15 protein-coding genes are annotated in these 14,459 nt (G+C 71.0%); 10 read left to right on the top strand and 5 right to left on the bottom strand.

All coding sequences use genetic code 11. The features are described 5' to 3' along the window. Nucleotides 1-232: 232 nt before the first annotated feature. The 4 genes from V6U86_RS30555 to V6U86_RS30540 are packed head-to-tail and all read left to right on the top strand — an operon-like array spanning nt 233 to nt 4,026. On the top strand, nt 233-1,519 hold the full coding sequence (locus tag V6U86_RS30555; protein WP_334509421.1) for a sugar ABC transporter substrate-binding protein: 1,287 nt from the start codon (nt 233-235) through the stop codon (nt 1,517-1,519). After that, nucleotides 1,516-2,502 carry a carbohydrate ABC transporter permease gene (locus V6U86_RS30550; protein ID WP_334509419.1) on the top strand — a complete coding sequence of 329 codons (987 nt, stop codon included), beginning with the start codon at nt 1,516-1,518 and terminating at the stop codon, nt 2,500-2,502. The genes V6U86_RS30555 and V6U86_RS30550 overlap by 4 nt, the downstream gene beginning before the upstream one ends. Next, a complete protein-coding gene (locus V6U86_RS30545; protein ID WP_334509417.1) occupies nt 2,499-3,329 on the top strand; it encodes a carbohydrate ABC transporter permease in 831 nt (276 codons plus the stop codon). Before V6U86_RS30550 ends, V6U86_RS30545 begins: the two co-directional genes overlap by 4 nt. A gap of 55 nt (nt 3,330-3,384) precedes the next feature. Next, the gene (locus tag V6U86_RS30540; protein WP_334509414.1) at nt 3,385-4,026 is read left to right on the top strand and encodes an MOSC domain-containing protein; all 642 of its coding nucleotides are present in this window, start codon (nt 3,385-3,387) and stop codon (nt 4,024-4,026) included. Nucleotides 4,027-4,121: 95 nt separating this feature from the next. On the opposite strand, the gene V6U86_RS30535 is transcribed toward V6U86_RS30540, so the two are convergent. Together V6U86_RS30535 and V6U86_RS30530 are read right to left on the bottom strand one after the other, a co-directional pair. After that, nucleotides 4,122-5,024, bottom strand: a complete 903-nt coding sequence (locus V6U86_RS30535) for a phytanoyl-CoA dioxygenase family protein (protein WP_112604298.1) — start codon at nt 5,022-5,024, stop codon at nt 4,122-4,124. A 222-nt stretch (nt 5,025-5,246) separates the two neighbouring features. Continuing rightward, entirely contained in the window at nt 5,247-6,107 is an 861-nt protein-coding gene (locus tag V6U86_RS30530) for a hypothetical protein (protein WP_334509410.1), read from the bottom strand. Between the two features lie 325 nt (nt 6,108-6,432). Here V6U86_RS30530 and V6U86_RS30525 point away from each other — a divergent pair, with 325 nt between their 5' ends. Then, nucleotides 6,433-7,197 (top strand): SDR family NAD(P)-dependent oxidoreductase, encoded by a 765-nt coding sequence (locus tag V6U86_RS30525; protein ID WP_334509408.1) that lies wholly within the window; start codon nt 6,433-6,435, stop codon nt 7,195-7,197. A 77-nt stretch (nt 7,198-7,274) separates the two neighbouring features. Here V6U86_RS30525 and V6U86_RS30520 read toward each other — a convergent pair whose 3' ends face one another. Continuing rightward, nucleotides 7,275-8,084, bottom strand: coding sequence for an enoyl-CoA hydratase-related protein (locus V6U86_RS30520; protein ID WP_334509406.1), 810 nt, complete (start codon nt 8,082-8,084; stop codon nt 7,275-7,277). 19 nt (nt 8,085-8,103) lie between these two features. On the opposite strand from V6U86_RS30520, the gene hemW reads away from it, so the two are divergent. Beyond that, nucleotides 8,104-9,327, top strand: coding sequence for a radical SAM family heme chaperone HemW (hemW, locus tag V6U86_RS30515; RefSeq protein WP_334509448.1), 1,224 nt, complete (start codon nt 8,104-8,106; stop codon nt 9,325-9,327). A 66-nt stretch (nt 9,328-9,393) separates the two neighbouring features. Here the strand turns inward: hemW and V6U86_RS30510 are convergent, their stop codons facing one another. Continuing rightward, nucleotides 9,394-10,023, bottom strand: a complete 630-nt coding sequence (locus V6U86_RS30510; RefSeq protein WP_334509404.1) for a DUF4870 domain-containing protein — start codon at nt 10,021-10,023, stop codon at nt 9,394-9,396. A gap of 225 nt (nt 10,024-10,248) precedes the next feature. On the opposite strand from V6U86_RS30510, the gene hrcA reads away from it, so the two are divergent. The 3 genes from hrcA (at nt 10,249) to V6U86_RS30495 (ending at nt 13,228) form a co-directional block, all read left to right on the top strand. Then, nucleotides 10,249-11,271 (top strand): heat-inducible transcriptional repressor HrcA, encoded by a 1,023-nt coding sequence (hrcA, locus tag V6U86_RS30505; protein WP_030336470.1) that lies wholly within the window; start codon nt 10,249-10,251, stop codon nt 11,269-11,271. Nucleotides 11,272-11,346: 75 nt separating this feature from the next. After that, nucleotides 11,347-12,492, top strand: coding sequence for a molecular chaperone DnaJ (dnaJ, locus tag V6U86_RS30500; RefSeq protein WP_181518639.1), 1,146 nt, complete (start codon nt 11,347-11,349; stop codon nt 12,490-12,492). Between the two features lies 1 nt (nt 12,493). Continuing rightward, nucleotides 12,494-13,228 (top strand): 16S rRNA (uracil(1498)-N(3))-methyltransferase, encoded by a 735-nt coding sequence (locus V6U86_RS30495; protein ID WP_334509401.1) that lies wholly within the window; start codon nt 12,494-12,496, stop codon nt 13,226-13,228. Nucleotides 13,229-13,288: 60 nt separating this feature from the next. Here the strand turns inward: V6U86_RS30495 and V6U86_RS30490 are convergent, their stop codons facing one another. Beyond that, nucleotides 13,289-14,050, bottom strand: a complete 762-nt coding sequence (locus V6U86_RS30490) for an SDR family NAD(P)-dependent oxidoreductase (RefSeq protein ID WP_334509399.1) — start codon at nt 14,048-14,050, stop codon at nt 13,289-13,291. A gap of 47 nt (nt 14,051-14,097) precedes the next feature. On the opposite strand from V6U86_RS30490, the gene V6U86_RS30485 reads away from it, so the two are divergent. Further along, the gene (locus V6U86_RS30485; RefSeq protein ID WP_088949690.1) at nt 14,098-14,457 is read left to right on the top strand and encodes a histidine triad nucleotide-binding protein; all 360 of its coding nucleotides are present in this window, start codon (nt 14,098-14,100) and stop codon (nt 14,455-14,457) included. Nucleotides 14,458-14,459: the final 2 nt, after the last annotated feature.

Genomic DNA, 14,459 nt, shown 5'->3' with positions numbered 1-14,459 from the left:
GGCAACAACCCACCACTGGTGGGACAGCACGACTGGAAAGAGCACCCGGCTGAGCCGGGTGCTCTTTCGTGTTGAAGCGCCCGACTTTGGCCTGACGTCCGAGTGTCGATCGATGGGCCGCTGCGGTACGTTCGCCACGCTTCGGCCAGTCCCACCACTGTCGTAAAGGAATTCTCCGTACTAGGGTGCGGCGGAGAAGGTTAGTTCCAGGCGGCGCGAGGGGAGAAGTGGCGTGAACAGGTGGAAGCGGTTGGCTCCGGTCACCGCCATGGTGGCCTCGGCCGCGATGGTGCTGACCGGCTGTGGAGGCTCCGGCGACGACGCGGCCGACGACAGCAAGCTCACGGTCTGGATGATGGGCGAGGGCGGGGACGCGCAGAACTCCTTCCTCGACGCGGTCGAGGCCGAGTTCCGCCAGAAGCACCCCGACACCGATGTGGTCGTGCAGTACATCCCCTGGCTGGAAGCGCCCAAGAAGTTCCAGGCCGCGCTCGCCGGCGGTGAGGGCCCGGACATCACCGAGCTGGGCAACACCGAAACTCAGGGTTGGGCCGCCCAGGAGGCGCTCGCCGACGTGAGCGGTCGGATGGGCGGCTGGGCCGACGGCAAGGACCTGCTGCCCGACCTGGTGCGCAACGCGCAGCTCGACGGCAAGCAGTACGGCGTGCCCTGGTACGCGGGTGTGCGGGCGATCTACTACCGCACCGACTGGTTCGCCGAGGCCGGCGTGCAACCCCCGAAGACCTGGGACGACCTGGTCAGCGTGGCCAAGGCCGTGCAGGCGAAGAAGAAGGGCACCTACGGCATCGCGTTGCCGGGCAATTCCGAGCTGCCCTTCTACTCCTTCCTCTGGGGTGCGGGCGGCGAGATCGCCAGCAACCAGGGCGGCGCCTGGAAGTCCGGCTACACCACGCCCGAGGCGCAGCGCGCCGTCAAGTTCTGGACCGACCTGGTGACCGTCCACAAGGTGGCCCCTCCGGCTGCCGCGGGTTGGAACGAGATCGACGCGCGTACCCAGTTCGCCACCGGCAAGGCCGCGATGGCCTTCGCCGGTAGCTGGCAGCAGGGCGCCATCAAGAAGGACAACCCCGAGATCGAGAAGGTCTGGGGTACGTTCCCGATCCCCGGCCCGGACGGCAAGGCGGCACCCGGTTTCGCCGGTGGCTCGGACGTGGCGATCTGGAAGGACAGCGAGCGGCAGGACCTGGCCTGGGACTACCTGACGGTGCTGCTGAACAAGAAGAACGCGCAGAGCTTCGCGAGCAGCCTCGGCTTCTTCCCGGTCTACCAGGATCTGGTTTCCGGTGACGCGTACGCGAACGACAAGGTGATGGCCGCGTTCGCCACGACCATGCAGAACACCAAGCTCACGCCGCTCACCCCGAAGTGGGTGGAGGTCAGCCGTACCAAGACGGTGACCCAGGCGATGAACAGCTCGGTCATGAAGGGTCAGAAGACGGTCGAGAAGGCCACCGCCGACGCGGCCGCCGAGATGGAAGGCATCTTGAACAGCAAGTGAGCGTCCTGACGAAGACCTCGCAGACGACCGCCGCGCGGGAGAACCCCGCGCGGCGGCGTCGCCGGGTGGACCGCCTGCCCTACCTGCTGCTCCTGCCCGCCCTGCTGATCATCGGGGTGCTGCTGCTCTGGCCGCTCGGCCAGGTGGTGGTGATGTCCTTCTTCCGGCTGAACAGCGTCCGGCAACTGCGCGGCGATCGGGAGTGGCCGTGGGTGGGGTTCGCCAACTACACCGACATCCTCTCCGATCCGTTCTTCCTGACCGTGCTGCGCAACACGGTCCTGTTCGCCGCGGCCAACGTGCTGCTCACGATGGTGCTCGGCACCCTGGTGGGACTGCTGCTCAACCGGCTCGGTCGCAAGATGGCGACGTTCGTGGCCAGCTGTGTGATGCTCGCCTGGGCCACGCCGGCGCTGACCGGCACCATCGTCTGGAAATGGATCTTCGACGATACGAGCGGCCTGGTCACGTGGCTGTTCAATGCGTTGCCGGACGGGCTCTCGAACAGCCTGTTCGGGCGCAGCGACTGGACCGGCTACGGCTGGTTCAACTCGCCGCTGCTCTTCTTCGCCATCCTCACGCTGGTGGTGGTCTGGCACTCGTTCCCGTTCATCGCGGTGAGCGTGCTCGCCGGTCTGAAGAGCGTTCCGAGTGAGCTGCACGAGGCGGCCCGGGTGGACGGCGCCAGCCCGTGGCGGGTTTTCTGGAAGATCACCTTCCCGTTGTTGCGCCCGGTCTTCGGAATCCTGATCGTGCTCTCCACGATCTGGGACTTCAAGGTCTTCACCCAGCAGTTCGTGCTGGCCGGCGGCACCCAGGACCGGCCGACGTTCATGCTCGCCATCTACTCGTACGCCGAGGCTTTCTCTCCGCCGCCGAAGTACGGGCTCGGCGCGGCCATCGCGGTGATCCTCACGCTGATCCTGCTCGTGGTCACCGGCTTCTACGTACGTATGGTGCTCAGGCAGGAGGACGAGTCGTGAAGAAGGTCGCCCTCAACGGTGCCGGGCTGCTGGTCGCGCTCTTCGCGGCGTTCCCGGTCTACTGGATGATCTCCACTTCGCTGAAGCCCAGCAACGAGATCTTCTCGGCCACCCCGCAGCCGGTGCCGACCCATCCGACGTTGGCGCACTACCGGGAGATCCTGACCGGCAACCTGATCCCTGGCGTCAGCTTCCTCGACTTCTTCCTCAACAGCGTGCTGGTCGCTGTCTCCACTGTGGTGCTCAGCGGTCTGGTGGCGTTGCTCGCCGCGACCGCGGTGGCCCGGTTCCGGTTCCGGCTGCGGACCAGCTTCCTGATCATGCTGCTGGTGGTGCAGATGATTCCGTTGGAGGCGTTGGTCATTCCGCTGTTCCTGATGATCCAGCGGCTGGGGCTCTACAACACCCTGCCCAGCCTGATCCTCACGTACCTCGGTTTCTCGCTGCCGTTCGCGGTCTGGATGCTGCGCGGCTTCGTCGCGGCGGTGCCGAAGGAGTTGGAGGAGGCGGCGGCGATCGACGGGGCCAGCCGGGCCCAGACCTTCCGCAGGGTGCTCTTCCCGCTGGTCGCGCCCGGCCTGGTGGCCACCAGCATCTTCTCCTTCATCACGGCGTGGAACGAGCTGATCTTCGCGTTGACGTTCATCAACGACCAGAGCAGCTACACACTGCCGGTGGCGATGACCTTCTTCTTCGGTCGGGACGACACCAACTGGGGGCCGGTGATGGCCGCGTCCACCCTGTTCACCCTGCCGGTCATCATCTTCTTCCTGCTGGTGCAGCGTCGGATGGTCTCCGGCCTGGTGGCGGGCGCGGTCAAGGGCTGACCCGCGCCGTGCGGGCTCGACCGACGCCCTCCGGCGCGCCGTTAGGCTGACCGTCATGACGGGCAGGGTGGCAGCGGTGAACCTCGGCATCGTGACCGAGGCGGGGTGGGCCGGCGACGCGAGTGGTCGCAGCGGCATCGACAAGCGACCGGTGGACGGCCCGGTGTCGCTGCTGACCGGCGGCGTGGCGGGTGACTTCATCGGCGAGCGGGCCCATCACGGTGGTCTTGACCAGGCGGTCTACGCCTACGCGGAGGAGGACGCCGCCTGGTGGGTGGCCGAACTGGGCCGCGCCGTACCGCCCGGCGGCTTCGGCGAGAACCTGACCACCTACGCGGTCGACGTGACGGGTGCGGTGATCGGCGAGCAGTGGCAGGTGGGTTCCGCCCTGCTCCAGGTCACCAAACCGCGCACCCCCTGCACCACCTTCGCCGGGTTCTGGGGCGTACCGGATCTGATCAAGCGGTTCACCGTCCGGGCGTCGCCCGGGGCCTACCTGCGGGTCCTGCGTGAGGGCGAGGTCGGCGCGGGCGACCCGGTCGAGGTGGTGGACCGGCCGGCGCACGGTGTCACGATCGGCGAGGTCTTCCGGGCGACCAGCCTGGAGCCGGAGCTGTTGCCTCGGCTGCTCGACGCCGAGGGCCTGCCGGAGCCGATCCTGGAGAAGGTCCGTCGCCGCCTCGCCTCCCGGGGCTGATCGGCCGTCCAGGGCGCTCGCTCAGGGACTGGACGTGGAACGGCCCCCTGCCATCGCATAGCGTGAGCAGGGGGCCGCGTCCTACGAGCAGGGGGTCAGCGGAGCCAGGGGATGTTGCGGTCGAGCAGGCCGCGCTCCTTGAGCTCCTTGCGCAGCGGGATCTCGTCGTCGACGTACCCGTCCCAGTTGATGCCCCAGTAGTTGGCGGTGTGGGTGCCCTCACCGATCAGCTGGCGCTGCACGGGGGTGCGGTTGCGGTACCACTCGCCGTTCACGTCGGGGTGCAGCTCGTCCAGCGGTCGAATCCACCGGTAGGTGTAACCGACGAAGAGCATCTTGCGGGTGATGGTCGACAGGTTCGTCGACCGCGAGTGCCACTGCCGGCGGTCGAAGATGAAGGCGTCGCCCGGGTTGGCGGTGATCTCCACCGTGCCCTCCGGGTCGGGGTTCTGCACGGTGAGGTCCGCCGGCCGGGGCAGCGAGTTCTTCAGGTGGCTGCCCGGGATGACCTTGGTGGCGCCACGGCCGGTCTCGGAGAGGTCCGACAGCACGTACGCGACCTTCAGCGAGAACATCGGCCGGGGCAGGTTCGGGTCCATCGTCTCCGGGTCGGAGTTCTGCCGGTACCCGTCCTGGTGCCAACCCCAGTACGGCTTCTCCGGCTCCGCGGCCGGCGGGGTGACGTCCAGGTGGTTGTGGTGGGTGTAGATGTTCCAGCCGGCCAGCCCCCACATGTACGGGAAGGCGATCGGGTGGGTCAGCAGCTCACCGAAGAGCTCGTCGCGCTCCAGGAAGCCCAGCAGGTGCAGGGTGCCGTCCTTCTTGGTGGTGCCCTTCGCCTGCTCCTCCGCGTAGACGCGGTCGACCGCTGCCTCCAGCGCCGCCCGGTGGTCCTCCGTCAGGACGTTGCGCAGCAGGAGGAAACCCTGCTCGTGGAACTCCTTGCGGTCAATGTCGCTGATCGGTTCGTAACCGGTCCGGTCGCCGTAATCGAACACCGTGTCGTACCCCTCCCCATGAGGTGAAACCTTTTCTGGCACAGGCCGCCGATCGTAACGCGGCGACCCGGGCATCGGGGAGGGTGTGTTCCGGGATCGGGCGGCAGCGGGACCCCGCGCAGCGAGAGAAACGCACAGAGTGAGATCTGGGCGATCAATAGCGTGATTTCATGCACTTTGCCGGATTGTGCGGTCACTGCCGGTTAAGAGATCCGGGGGTGGTCAGCCCTCGTTGAACACCTCGGCCACCACCTGGCCGGCGGGGCTCTGCTGGCCGTTCACCCGGCCCCACGAGCCATCGCGTGCGGTCCACTCCAGGTCGCCGAAGCGGACCCGCTTCACCCCGTGGTCCTGGGCGTGCGACACCAGCCAGTGCGCGTACCGCCAGCCGTCGCGTTGGTCGCCCGGGGTGACCGCCAACCCGGTCGGGTCGGTCGGGTCGGTGCCCTTCAACCCCCAGTCCAGCACCAGGTTGCGGGTCAGCTGCGCGGCTGCCGCCGCGCCACGCATCACCGGGGTACGCCCCACCGTGCAGGCGACCGCGCCACTGGCGTCGCCGAGCAGCGCCCGGCTGAGCACCTCGGAGTTGTCGGCCCACTTCTGGTACGCCTCGGGGAAAGCCGAGCGCTGCACCCGCTGGGCGGCATCGGTGACCCGCATCTTCTCCCAGCCGCGCACCTTCTTCAGGGCCGCGTAGAACCGGTTGGCCGCGTAGCGCGGATCGCGGATCTGCGCCGGGGTGCCCCAGCCCTGGCTCGGTCGCTGTTGGAACAGGCCGACCGAGTCGCGGTCGCCGTCGGCGAGGTTGCGCAGCCCGGATTCCTGGTACGCGGTGGCGAGCGCGACCACGACGGCCCGCTCGGGCATTCCACGCTTCGCGCCGATCGCCGCGATGGTCGCCGCGTTGGCCATCTGGTCGGCGTCCAGCGCGACCCGCCCATCGGCCTGCACGGTGCACTTCCGCGCCACCAGGGGCAACTTGAGGTTGTCGCCGACCTGCCGTACGACGAGCCAGATCGCGATCACGGCGACGAGGATGAGCACCACTCCACCCGCCACGGTTGCCCGAGTTCGCACCCACACCCCCCGCTCGACAGTCTGCCAAGCGTACGTCCCCGCACGCCCTCTCCGGGTCGTCCGAGCGGTTCGGGCCCGACTCACCCCACTCCGACCGGTTCGGGGTCGGCTCCCTTGCCGCGTACCGGTTGGCGACGTTCCCGCTTCGGCGGCGATCTCACCTGCTCGGTGGTTCTGTCACCCGTCGCGGTGGGCGGCTGTTGTGCGCGTCACCGGGTAAGCGACAACGGGAAGCGATTGACGGGTCAAGGACTTGACGCTGTTGACATGTCAATCCGACCGACCGCCCATCGCTGGGCCCGCGTTGGTCACCGAAATGAGGAGGAGTTCCATGGGAACGCTCGATGGCAAGGTCGTGCTGATCACCGGCACCGGCGGTGGCCTGGGCCGCGTCGCGGCGCTGACCTTCGCCCGCGAGGGCGCGAAGGTCGTCGGGGCCGACCTCCAGGTCGCCGGTAACGACGAGACGGTCGAACTCGTCCGTCGCGCCGGCGGCGAGATGACCGGCATCGCGCCGGTCGACCTCACCGACCCCGAGCAGGTACGCAAGCTCGTCGACGACGCTGCCGCCGCCTACGGCGGGCTCGACGTCGTCTACAACAACGCGGCGGCGCTCCGCTTCGGCCCGATGCCCGACTTCTCCGTGGCGGACTGGCGCTACACCATCACCGGCGAACTCGACATTCCGTACTTCGTGTCGAAGTTCGCCTGGCCGCACCTGGTCCGGCGCGGCGGCGGTGTCATCATCAGCGCCGCCTCCATGGCCGGGATGATCGGCGGTCACGTCCCGCCGATGGTCGGTCACACCGCCGCGAACGCCGGCATCATCGGGATGACGCGACAGCTCGCGCTCGAAGGGGCGCCGCACGGCATCCGCGCGGTGGCGGTCAGCCCCGGGCCCACCCTCACCCCGGCCAGCGAACGCGATCTCGGTGACAACCAGGAGGCGCGGGACGCGATCACGGCCAAGACGCTCCTCAAGCGGTTCGCCCGACCCGAGGAGGTCGTCGAGCTGGTGGTCTTCCTCGCCTCCGACCGGGCGTCGTACATCACCGGGGCGAACTACCCGGTCGACGGCGGCGCGACCGCCTGGTGACCCGACCGAAACCGGGGCGCCGCCCACCAACGGCGGCGCCCCGACGCTCACCGACGAACCGGCCGACGCCCCCGGTCCTACCCGGCGTGATCGCCGGACTCAGCGTCCACGGCGGGCACCCAGCTCGCCGGTCGACGTTCGCGGAAGGCCATGACCCCCTCGCGCCCCTCGTCCGAGAGGAAGTAACCGGTCGAGACGGCGGACAGCCGGGCCAGCTCGGCACGCAGCTCGGCGGTGCCCGGTCGACGCAGCAGCTCCTTCGCGCCGGCCAACGCACCCGGTGCGCCGCGTACCAGCGAGTCGCAGTAGCCCCGTACCGCGTCGTCCAGCCCGTCCGCCGGAACCGACGCCGTGACCAGGCCGATCTCGGCGGCCCGGCGACCGTCGAAGGTGTCCCCGGTCAGGTACAGCTCGGCGGCGGCGCGGGGATGCAGCCGGGGCAGCACGGTCGCCGAGATCACCGCGGGGATCACCCCGATGCGTACCTCGGTGAACGCGAACGTCGCCTCGTCGGCGCAGACGGCCAGGTCGGCGGCGGCGATCAGGCCGAGCCCACCGGCCCGCGCCGGCCCGCCGACCCGGGCCAGCACCGGCTTCGGGCACTCCCAGAGCGCCGCGAGAACGTCGCCCAGCATGCCGGCCGGCACCGTCCCGCTGGCGTACGCCGCAGCGGTCTCCTTCAGGTCCGCGCCCGAGCAGAAGACCGGGCCGGTGTGGTCGAGCACGATCACTCGGACCGCCTCGTCGGCCACCGCGTCCGCCAGCCCGGTCAGCAGCTGCGTCATCAGGCCGGTGGAGAGGGCATTGCGGTTGTGCGGGCTGTCCAGGGTGAGGGTGGTCACCCCACGGGCCGTGGCGACCCGCACGAGGACGTCGGGAGAGGTCATGCCGGGCACACTAGTGGCCATGCCCGGCGTCCTTCCAGATGGTGAGACCGTCCCCGTCGACGGATCGTTGCCCGCCACCGCCACCCGTGCGGTCGGCGCGCGCGGCTTCGGCGTGTACGTACACGTGCCGTTCTGCGCCAGTCGCTGCGGCTACTGCGACTTCAACACCTACACGGCTGCCGAACTGGGCGGCGGTGCCAGCCGCGAGGGGTACGCCGACACCGTCCTGGCCGAGCTGGCCCTCGCCGCCCGGGTGCTGGGCGACAACCCGCCGCCCCGGGTCGACACCGTCTTCGTCGGCGGCGGCACGCCCACCCTGCTCCCCGCCGACGACCTGGCCCGCATCCTCGACGGCATCGACCGCACCTGGGGGCTGGCCGCCGACGCCGAGGTGACCACCGAGGCCAACCCCGAATCGGTCACCCCGGAATCGTTGAAGCTGCTGCGGGCGGCCGGCTACACCCGGATCTCACTGGGCATGCAGTCCGCCTCCCCCGGTGTGCTGGCGATCCTGGACCGCAAACACAGCGCCGGTCGGGCCACCGCCGCCGCCCTGGAGGCGCGCGACGCCGGGTTCGAGCACGTCAACCTGGATCTGATCTACGGCACCCCGGGGGAGCGGGCCGAGGACTTCGCCGCCTCGCTGGAGCAGGTCGTCGCCGCCGGGGTGGACCACGTGAGCGCGTACGCCCTGATCGTCGAGGACGGCACCCGGCTCGCCGCCCGGATGCGGCGCGGCGAGCTGGCGTACCCCAGTGACGACGTGGCGGCGGACCGCTACCTGGCCGCGGAGGCCGCGCTCGACGCGGCCGGGCTCTCCTGGTACGAGGTCTCCAACTGGGCCCGCACCGAGGAGGCCCGCTGCCGGCACAACCTGCTCTACTGGACCGGCGCGGACTGGTGGGGGCTGGGGCCGGGGGCGCACAGCCACGTCGGCGGGGTGCGTTGGTGGAACGTCAAACACCCCTCGGCGTACGCCCAGCGGTTGGCCGCCGGCGCGTCTCCCGGCCTGGCCCGCGAGGTGCTCACGGTCGACGAGGCGCACATGGAGGACGTGATGCTCCGGCTGCGCCTGGCCAGCGGCCTCCCGCTGGCGGTGCTCGACGCCAGCGGCCGGGCCGGCGCCGAGCGTGCGCTGGCCGACGGCCTGCTGGCCGGCGACGAGTACGCCGCCGGCCGTGCGGTGCTCACCCTGCGCGGGCGGCTGCTCGCCGACGCGGTCGTCCGCGATCTGCTGCCCTGACGCGGCCCGCCGCCCCCACACGGGGGCGGCGGTGAAACGAGCCGGCCGGGGGAGCGGCCGGCCCGTTCACTTGATGAAGCTGGCGGAGAGCGGGTAGCGGTAGAGCTGACCCTCGTTGGCCTTGATGCCGGCGATGATGCCGAACACGGCGCCGACGATGAGGGCGGCCGCGACCCCGAGGAACCCGATCAGGATGCAGGACAGGACCCAGCCGATCAGGCCGACGATCGACCAGATGAGCTGGAAGTTGAGCGCCGCCACAGCGTGTGCCCGGACCGTCGGGGACTGGCTGCCCCGGGCCAGCATCGCCACCAGCGGGCCGATCCAGCCGAGCACACCACCGCTGATGATCATTCCGGCGGCGCCGCCGAAGTGCGCGACCAACGCCCAGGTCTTGTCCTCGTTGTTGGCGTAGCCGCCGCCGGGGCCGCCGTAGGCCCCACCGGCCGGATAGCCGCCGGGCGGGGGATAGCTCCCCGGTGGGGGATAGCCGCCTGCCGGAGGGTAGCCACCTGACGGCGGTTGGTCACCGGTGGGCGGCGGATAGCCACCGGCCGGGGGATAGCCGGCCGGGCCGGGTGCGCCGGACAGTGGTGCGGTGGGCGGCTCGGCCGACGGGGGCAGGCCCGGGGAAGTGGGGTCCGGCGGGTAGTTGCCGGGGTCACCCGATCCGGGAGGGCGAGGAGGTTCAGTCATGGATGTCACGGTAGGGGCCCGTGGCAACGCCGCACCAGAGCGACACCGTCCGGCAGTGCGGGCCGATCGGCCCAGTGGGGTGGCGCGGGCCGCACCGACCGGTGGCCGTTGATCATCGCGTCGGCGGGCCTGCCGACGTAGACTGGCACTCGCTACAGTCGAGTGCCAGGACGGCTCGGCCGGCCCAGGGCGCCGGCGGCCGACGTGCGACAGGAGGTGCGGAGGATGGGTCTCGACGACCGGAAACTCGCCGTGCTCCGCGCCATCGTCGAAGACTACGTCTCCACCCAGGAGCCGGTCGGCAGCAAGGCGCTGGTCGAGCGGCACCAGCTCGGGGTCTCCCCGGCCACGGTCCGCAACGACATGGCCGTGCTGGAGGAGGAGGGCTACATCCGGCAGCCGCACACCAGTGCCGGCCGGGTGCCCACCGACCGTGGTTACCGCCTCTTCGTCGACCGGTTGTCCCGGGTCAAGCCGCTCAGCCCGGCCGAGCGCCGGGCCATCGAGCGCTTTCTGGTCGGCGCGGTCGACCTCGACGACGTGGTGCACCGCACGGTGCGGCTGCTCGCCCAGTTGACCCGGCAGGTCGCCGTCGTGCAGTACCCGAGCCTGGCCCGCTCCTCGGTGCGGCACCTGGAGCTGGTGCCGATCTCCACCACCCGGTTGATGCTCGTCATGATCGCGGACACCGGGCGGGTGGAGCAGCGACTCGTGGAGCTGCCCGGGCCGGTGCCCGCCGACGACGTCACCGACCTGCGCCGACTGATCAACGAGAAGCTCGCCAACGCCCGACTGTCCGAGACGCCACCGCTGGTGCAGGCGCTGGTCGAGGAAGCACCGACCGGGCTGCGGCCGACAATGACCACGCTCGCCAGCGTGCTGCTGGAGACGCTTGTCGAACGGCACGAGGAGCGGATCGCGCTCGCCGGCACCGCCAACCTCACCCGGGGTGGCCTGCTCGACTTCCAGGGATCCCTGCGGCCGATCCTTGAGGCTCTGGAGGAGGAGGTCGTGCTGCTCAAGCTCATCGGTGAGACCGAGCCGAGCACGACCCGGGTGCTGATCGGCGACGAGAACGAGTTCGACAACCTGCGCGCCGCCTCGGTGGTCAGCACCGGGTACGGCCCGGGCACCACCATCGTGGGCGGCCTGGGGGTGCTGGGGCCCACCCGGATGGACTACCCCGGCAACATCGCCACGGTGCGCGCCGTGGCACGCTACGTGGGCGAGTTGCTGGCCCAGAACTGATTGGTCAGGGCCGACGAGGCCGGCTGCGGCCGCCGACCGGCGCAACGCGAGACGAACATGAGGACACGGAACGCAGTGGCCAGGGACTACTACGGCATTCTCGGTGTGAGCCGGGAAGCCTCCGATGACGAGATCAAGCGCGCCTACCGCAAGCTGGCCCGCCAGTTCCACCCGGACGTCAATCCGGACCCGGAGGCTCAGGAGAAGTTCAAGGACATCAACGCCGCGTACGAAGTCCTCTCGGACGACCGGAAGCGGCAGATCGTCGACCTGGGTGGCGACCCGCTCGCCCCGGGTGGCGGCGGGGCCGGCGGCCCGGGCGGCCCCGGCGGTGCCGGACCGTTCGTCGGTTTCCAGGACATCATGGACGCGTTCTTCGGTGGCGCGGGAGGTGGCGCCCGTGGCCCACGGCCGCGTACCCGCCCGGGTGCCGACGCGATCCTGCGGCTCGAACTCGACCTGCACGAGACGGCGTTCGGCGTCGAGGCCCCGATCACCGTCGACACCGCTGTGCTCTGCACCACCTGCTCGGGCGCCGGAACGGCCGCCGGCACGCACCTGGCGACCTGCGAGGCGTGCGGCGGGCGGGGCGAGGTGCAGTCGGTGCAGCGCACCTTCCTCGGCCAGGTGGTCTCCGCCCGGCCGTGCACCGTGTGCCAGGGCTACGGCACCACCATCCCGCACCCCTGCCCCACCTGCGCCGGCGACGGCCGGGTGCGCACCCGCCGCTCACTGACCGTCAAGATCCCGGCCGGCGTCGAGGACGGCATGCGGATCCGGCTGGCCCAGCAGGGCGAGGTGGGCCCCGGTGGCGGCACCGCCGGCGACCTCTACGTGGAGATCCACGAGCGCCCGCACGACGTGTACTCCCGCAAGGGCGACGACCTGCACTGCCGGGTCACCGTGCCGATGACGGCGGCGGCGCTCGGCACCCGGCTGACCATCAAGACGCTGGACAGCGAGGAGACCGTCGACGTCAAGGCCGGCACCCAGCCGGCCAGCACGCTGCGACTGCGCGCCCGGGGCGTGCCGCACCTGCGCGGCACCGGCCGAGGCGACCTCTACGTGCACCTGGACGTGCGGACGCCGACCAAGCTCGACCCGGACCAGGAGAAGATGCTGCGCGACTTCGCCAAGACCCGCGGTGAGGAGGTCGCCGAGCTGTCCAAGCAGGGCGGCTTCTTCTCCCGGATGCGCGACGCGTTCAACGGGCACGCCTGAGGTGTCCGCACCGCTGTTCCTGGTCGAGGCGCTGCCCACCGGCGACGCGCTGACCCTGGACGGCCCGGAGGGGCACCACGCCGCCACCGTCCAGCGACTGCGCGTCGGCGAGGAACTGCTGCTCGCCGACGGCCGGGGCGGCACGGCCGCCGCCGTGGTCACGGCCGTCGGCCGGGGCAGCCTGGAGGTCAGCGTCACCTCCCGGGGGTACGCGGACGCGCCCGTACCCCGGCTGGTGACGGTGCAGGGCATCGCCAAGGGCGACCGGGGCGAACTGGCCGTGCAGGCGATGACCGAGGTCGGGGTCGACGAGATCGTGCCCTGGGCGGCATCGCGTTCGGTGACCCAGTGGCGCGGCGACCGGGGCGTACGCGCCCGGGAGAAGTGGGTGGCCACCGCCCGGGAGGCGGCCAAGCAGGCCCGCCGACCGTGGCTGCCGGTCGTGGCCGGTGCGCCGGACGAGTCCACCGCCACGGTGGCCCGCCGGATCGCCGGTGCCGCCGCCGGGTTCGTGCTGCACGAGGAGGCCGAGGAACGGCTCACCACCGCCGAGCTGCCCTCCACCGGCGAGATCGTGCTGGTGGTCGGCCCGGAAGGTGGCATCGCCCCGGCCGAGCTGACCGCCTTCGCCGAGGCCGGCGGGCGACCCGTACGCCTCGGGCCAGCCGTGCTGCGCACCTCCACCGCCGGGGTGGCGGCCCTCAGCGTGCTCGCCACCCGGCTCGGCCGCTGGTAGTCCGACCGCTCGGGACCGGCCCCGGGTGCGAGGCCAGTGCCTGACCAGCAGCCCTCCGGGTCAGCTGCGCAGGTACGAGGCGCCGTTGAGGTCGACGATCGTGCCGGAGGCCCACTCGGCCTGCGGCGAGGCCAGCCAGTGCACGGCGGCGGCGATCTCCTCCGGTCGACCCACCCGGTCGAACGGGCTCTGCGCCCGGATCGCCGCGCCCTCCTCACCGCGCAGGTACTCGGTGACCATGTCGGTCGCCACGAAGCCCGGCGCGACCGTGGCCACCGCGATGCCGTACGGCGCGAGCGCCACGGCGAGGGACTGGCCCAGCGCGTTCAGCCCCGCCTTGCTGGCGCCGTACGCCGGCTGGTGCGGCTCCCCGCGGAACGCGCCACGGGACGAGACGTTGACGATCCGCCCGCCGCGTTCGCGCATGTGCTGGGCGGCGCACCAGGTGACGTTGCCGGCGCCGGTCAGGTTGGTCTCCAACACCTGCCGCCAGCGCTGCTGCCACTCCTCGTACGAGGCGCCGAAGATCGGGTGCGGGTCGTCGCGGTCGCCGTACGTTCCGGCGTTGTTGACCAGCACGTCCAGCCCGCCGAGCAGCTCGGCGGCCCGGTCGACCATGACCCGGATCGCGTCCGGATCGGTGAGGTCGGCGCGGACCACCACGTGCCCGGCGCCGGGTAGCTGCGCGCGCAGCTGTTCGGCCGCGTCGGCCGAGTCGCGGTGGTGGATGGCCACCCGGTCGCCGCTGGCCGCGAACGCCATCGCCACCGCGCGGCCGATCCCGCGCGAAGCCCCGGTTACGAGTACCGCCCGATCCGTCATGCCGGCCATCCTGCCTCAGCCGTACCTTCCCTCCTTACACTGCCCCGATGGGATCCGACTGCCTGTTCTGCCGCATCGTCGCCGGGGAGATCCCGGCCACCGTGGTCCGGGAGACCGACACCACGCTCGCCTTCCGCGACATCGACCCGAAGGCGCCGGTGCACGTCCTGGTCATTCCGAAGGAGCACTACGCCGACGTCGCCACGCTCGCCCAGGGTGACCCGGCGCTGGCCGCGGACGTGCTGGCGACGTCCGCCGCCGTGGCCGAGGACGAGGGCCTGCTCGGCGACGGTTTCCGGCTGATGTTCAACACCGGCGCGTACGGCGGGCAGGAGGTGTTCCACGTGCACGCGCACCTGCTCGGTGGCGCGCCGCTCGGCCCGATGCTCGCCCGGGACCTGACGTGACG

The organism is Micromonospora sp. CPCC 205558 (genome assembly GCF_036902955.1).
Taxonomy (GTDB): domain Bacteria; phylum Actinomycetota; class Actinomycetes; order Mycobacteriales; family Micromonosporaceae; genus Micromonospora.
This window is presented reverse-complemented; position numbering and strand designations above follow the sequence as displayed.

Bases quoted from the DNA above. Each gene is read 5' to 3' on its own strand.
- V6U86_RS30490 (WP_334509399.1), bottom strand. From the start codon at position 14,050: ATGACGGATCGGGCGGTACTCGTAACCGGGGCTTCGCGCGGGATCGGC.
- hemW (WP_334509448.1), top strand. From the start codon at position 8,104: ATGCCCGGCGTCCTTCCAGATGGTGAGACCGTCCCCGTCGACGGATCG.
- V6U86_RS30510 (WP_334509404.1), bottom strand. From the start codon at position 10,023: ATGACTGAACCTCCTCGCCCTCCCGGATCGGGTGACCCCGGCAACTAC.
- V6U86_RS30520 (WP_334509406.1), bottom strand. From the start codon at position 8,084: ATGACCTCTCCCGACGTCCTCGTGCGGGTCGCCACGGCCCGTGGGGTG.
- V6U86_RS30540 (WP_334509414.1), top strand. From the start codon at position 3,385: ATGACGGGCAGGGTGGCAGCGGTGAACCTCGGCATCGTGACCGAGGCG.
- V6U86_RS30525 (WP_334509408.1), top strand. From the start codon at position 6,433: ATGGGAACGCTCGATGGCAAGGTCGTGCTGATCACCGGCACCGGCGGT.
- V6U86_RS30485 (WP_088949690.1), top strand. From the start codon at position 14,098: ATGGGATCCGACTGCCTGTTCTGCCGCATCGTCGCCGGGGAGATCCCG.
- hrcA (WP_030336470.1), top strand. From the start codon at position 10,249: ATGGGTCTCGACGACCGGAAACTCGCCGTGCTCCGCGCCATCGTCGAA.